Origin of the sequence: Limosilactobacillus coleohominis (genome assembly GCF_016901675.1) — a bacterium.
Lineage (GTDB): Bacteria > Bacillota > Bacilli > Lactobacillales > Lactobacillaceae > Limosilactobacillus > Limosilactobacillus intestinavium.
The window spans coordinates 1-4,217 of sequence record NZ_JACJKU010000098.1; the positions used below are offsets into that span (position 1 = coordinate 1).

Here is a 4,217-nt window from a genome sequence, read left to right on the forward strand (position 1 = left end):
CTATCGTAAGGCTTTCTACCAAGAGATATCACAGCTCCATCAACCAATAATCAATTGGTCAGTATTATTTATTTGAGTCCAGTGGCTAACTTATTCTTGAAATTTAGGTTTAAAAAATCTTGTTGACATCTTACAAAAGATAAGTTAATCTTTAACCATCAATTGTTAGGAGGAAAACGTCATGAATAACATTCAATTTGTTAACGCTGTTGTATGTTGTTGTTGATCGCGTCTTATGCGACCCACGTTTTGGCGTACCCAAATTTAATTTGGCCTGCTAATAGTATCGAGGTTAATTCATAAGACGCAATTTCAAGAAATCTTGAAGTTGCGTCTTTTTTTGATCTAAATTTTGAGAACTTTTAAAGGAGATAATCTTATGCAATTTAATACACAACTAATTCATGGTGGTAACAGTGAAGACCCAGCAACTGGTGCAGTATCAACTCCAATCTATCGTTCATCAACATTCCATCAACATACACTAGGTGACAATCCAAAATGGGAATACGCACGGACCGGTAACCCAACCCGTGCTTCATTAGAAAAGTTAATCGCTGAATTGGAACATGGGGTTGCTGGTTTTGCTTTCTCATCTGGTTCAGCAGCAATTCACGCAACGTTCTCACTTTTCTCCCAAGGCGATCATTTCGTTGTTGGTAGCGATGTTTACGGTGGAACTTTCCGATTGATTACTAAAGTCCTAAAGCGTTTCGGCTTTGAATTTACCGTAGTAGATATGCAAGATTTGGATGCAGTTGAAAAGGCAATTCAAGGAAATACAGTGGCAGTTTATTTTGAAACACCAACAAACCCATTGCTACAAATCGCTGATATCAAAGCAATTGCTGGTATTGCAAAGAAACATGGCATTAAGACAATCGTTGATAATACATTCGCAACTCCTTACAACCAGCAACCATTGACTTTAGGCGCAGACATTGTTGTCCACTCTGCCACAAAGTATCTTGGCGGTCATAGCGATGTCGTTGCAGGTTTAGCTGTAACATCAGATGAAGAAATTGCTGAAGAATTGGCATTCTTGCAAAATTCAATTGGTAGCACATTAGGACCAGATGATAGTTGGCTCCTTCAACGAGGCATTAAAACTCTTGGTGCACGGATGCGGGTTCACCAAGAAAACGCAACTGCAGTAGTAAACTTCCTAGAGAACGATCCACGGATTGCAAAAATATATTATCCTGGATTACCTGATTTCCCAGGACATGATATTGCAGCAAAGCAGATGCGCAATTTCGGTGCAATGATTAGTTTTGAACTTCAAGAAGGACTGGATGCTAAGAAATTTGTTGAAAGCCTTCAACTGATTGACTTGGCAGAAAGCCTTGGCGGAATTGAAAGCTTGATTGAAGTACCAGCAGTGATGACTCATGGTTCCATTCCTCGAGAAATCCGCTTAAAGAACGGCATTAAGGATGAACTTATTCGTTTGTCAGTTGGAATCGAGGATCCTCAAGATATCATTGACGACTTAGAACAAGCATTAAACCAGTTAGATTAACTAAGAAAGGATCAGGCGAGCTATGTGGGAAATAATTAGTTCATCGTTACCCCAATTACTTGCAGCGGGATTCAAATATACTATCCCACTAGCACTAATTTCATTTTTCTTCGGATTAATAATTGCTTTGCTAACCGCATTAATCCGTCTTGCACATCAGGACGGGGCATTTATGATTCTTAAATGGATTGCTCAATTTTATGTATGGCTCTTCCGTTCGACGCCACTGTTGGTGCAACTGTTTATCGTATTCTTTGGATTGCCGTATCTAAGAATTAAAGGAATATTACCTCATGGGATTAAGCTACAACCTTTTACCGCAGGAATCATCACTTTTTCCTTGAATACCGGGGCATATGCATCGGAAACGATCCGGGCAGCAATTAGTTCTGTTCCTAATGGGCAGTGGGAAGCCGGCGAGGCAATTGGGATGACACGGCTGCAAATCTTGTGGCGGATTATTATTCCCCAAGCACTTCAAGTTGCTTTACCGCCACTTTCTAACAGCTTCATTAGCTTAGTGAAGGATACCTCATTGGCCGCTTCAATTACCATTCTTGAAATGTTTGAAGTTAGTCAACAAATTGCTGCAGAAAACTATCAGCCATTACTGATGTACACACTGGTAGCAATAATCTATGCAGTATTCACAACGGTTCTTTCGACACTTCAGCACTATTTAGAAAAGAAATTAGGTAGTCGGGTAACGATTAGTTAAACGAGGTAAGAATAAATGAAACTAACTAAGATTAATAAAAGTTACGGTGATAAGCGGGTTTTAAAGGATGTTTCATTAGATTTTCCTGCAGGCAAAATAACAGTGATGGTCGGCCCATCAGGATCAGGAAAATCGACAATCTTGCGTTCATTAAACCTGCTGGTAACTCCAGAAAGTGGCAAATTTGACTTTAATAATCATCATATCGACTTTAGCAATGGCGTAAGTAATAAGGAGAAACTAGCTGTTCGACGAGAAACGGGGATGGTATTTCAGGATTATAATCTTTTCCCACATAAAACTGTCCTGGGGAATGTGATTGAAGGACCTACCCAAGTCTTAAAGATGACTAGTAAAGAGGCTCAACAACGGGCAAAAGAACTCTTAACTAAAGTGGGGATGGGCGATTACAGTGATGCGTACCCCAATGAACTATCTGGTGGTCAAGCACAACGGGTTGCAATCGCTCGGGCGTTAGCAATGAAACCACAATATGTGCTTCTTGATGAACCAACTTCAGCGCTGGATCCAGAGTTAGAGTTAAGCGTTTTGAAAGTTCTTTTACAGTTAGCTAAAGAAAAACAATCGATGGTAATCGTAACTCATAACATGGCATTTGCTAAACAAGTTGCTAATAAGATTATCTTTGTTGAAGACGGTGAAATTATTTATGATGGTGTTCCTGAAGAATTCTTTTCTTCAAACAACCCGAATGAACGGATTAAGAACTTTATCGCATCAATGACAATGGAAAACTTAAAATAAAAGGAGAATATTAACATGAAAATTTGGAAAAAGGTATTATTAACATTGGCAGCAGTAACACTAGGATCAGCAGCAGGGGTTAGTAGCATTCACGCCTCATCATCACAGGTTAATTCAGAACTAAAACAAAAGGGTGAATTAACAATTGGACTGGAAGGAACGTATTCTCCTTTCTCATACCGGAAGGATGGTAAGTTAACTGGTTTTGAAGTTGACTTAGGAAAGGCAGTTGCTAAGGAAATGGGGCTGAAAGCTAAGTTCGTTCCTAGTAAGTGGGATTCATTGGTAGCCGGCTTAGGTTCAGGCAAGTATGATGTCGTAATGAATGACATTACTCAGACACCTGAACGGGCAAAGAAGTACAACTTCTCAACTCCTTATATTCAATCACGGTACGTTTTGATTGTTCCTAAAGACAGTAGCATTAAGAACTTAAAGCAAATTAAGGGAAAGAAGATTGTTGCTGGTACTGGAACAAATAATGCGGATGTTGTTAAGAAGTACCAAGGTAACATTGTTCCAAGTGGTGAATTTAGTAATTCCCTTGCAATGGTTAAGCAGGGAAGAGCTGAAGGGACAGTTAACTCACGTGAAGCTTGGTACGCATACAGTAAGAAGAATAGTACTAAGGGCTTAAAGATGATTGATGTTTCTAATGAAGTAAAGCCTGCTAAGATTTCAGCTCTTTTTAACAAGAAGGACACTGCTATTGAATCTTCTTACAACCAAGCATTGAAGAAGTTACAAAAGGATGGCACTGTTAAGAAGTTATCTCAAAAGTACTTCAACGCTGATATTACTAAATAATCAGTTATTGGAAGCTAGACAATAGTAACGATTTACAATTTAATCTCTATCAACAAAAAAATCATCAAGCGTTTGGAAATACTAAACACTTGATGATTTTTTATATTGTGGCAGATTGCAAGAAATAACTTGAACGAATTTAATGACGTAAATTAAGTAGGAAGATCTCGATTGGTGTATGCCAGTTAAGACATTTAAGTGGTCGGGAATTCAGATACCAATTAATTTGAACTAGCTTGTGATCGCTTAACTCTTCAATAGCTTGGCCTTTGGGAATAAAGCGCCGTAAAATTCGGTTACGGTTCTCATTACTACCGCGTTCATGTGGTGAATAAGCATGGGCAAAATAAACCGGAGTACCAGTTCGCTGCTCAATTGCCTGGTAGTTAGCGAACTCTTTACCAT

The 4,217-nt window shown here is 39.0% G+C and carries 5 protein-coding genes; 4 read left to right on the top strand and 1 reads right to left on the bottom strand.

Annotation, left to right across the window (positions count from 1 at the left end; genetic code table 11):
• The first annotated feature begins 379 nt into the window (after window positions 1-379).
• From H5975_RS07415 to H5975_RS07430, 4 genes are read left to right on the top strand one after another with little or no spacing between them, the layout of a single operon-like run.
• Window positions 380-1,522 (top strand): trans-sulfuration enzyme family protein, encoded by a 1,143-nt coding sequence (locus tag H5975_RS07415; RefSeq protein WP_204785511.1) that lies wholly within the window; start codon window positions 380-382, stop codon window positions 1,520-1,522.
• 22 nt (window positions 1,523-1,544) lie between these two features.
• Window positions 1,545-2,240, top strand: coding sequence for an amino acid ABC transporter permease (locus H5975_RS07420; RefSeq protein ID WP_204785512.1), 696 nt, complete (start codon window positions 1,545-1,547; stop codon window positions 2,238-2,240).
• 15 nt (window positions 2,241-2,255) lie between these two features.
• Window positions 2,256-3,005: an amino acid ABC transporter ATP-binding protein gene (locus H5975_RS07425; RefSeq protein ID WP_204785513.1), complete on the top strand. Its 750-nt coding sequence runs from the start codon at window positions 2,256-2,258 to the stop codon at window positions 3,003-3,005.
• 15 nt (window positions 3,006-3,020) lie between these two features.
• Window positions 3,021-3,812, top strand: a complete 792-nt coding sequence (locus H5975_RS07430; RefSeq protein WP_204785514.1) for a transporter substrate-binding domain-containing protein — start codon at window positions 3,021-3,023, stop codon at window positions 3,810-3,812.
• Window positions 3,813-3,951: 139 nt separating this feature from the next.
• On the opposite strand, the gene H5975_RS07435 is transcribed toward H5975_RS07430, so the two are convergent.
• A partial coding sequence (locus tag H5975_RS07435) for an IS30 family transposase (protein WP_204785515.1) occupies window positions 3,952-4,217 on the bottom strand: 266 nt, incomplete at its 5' end.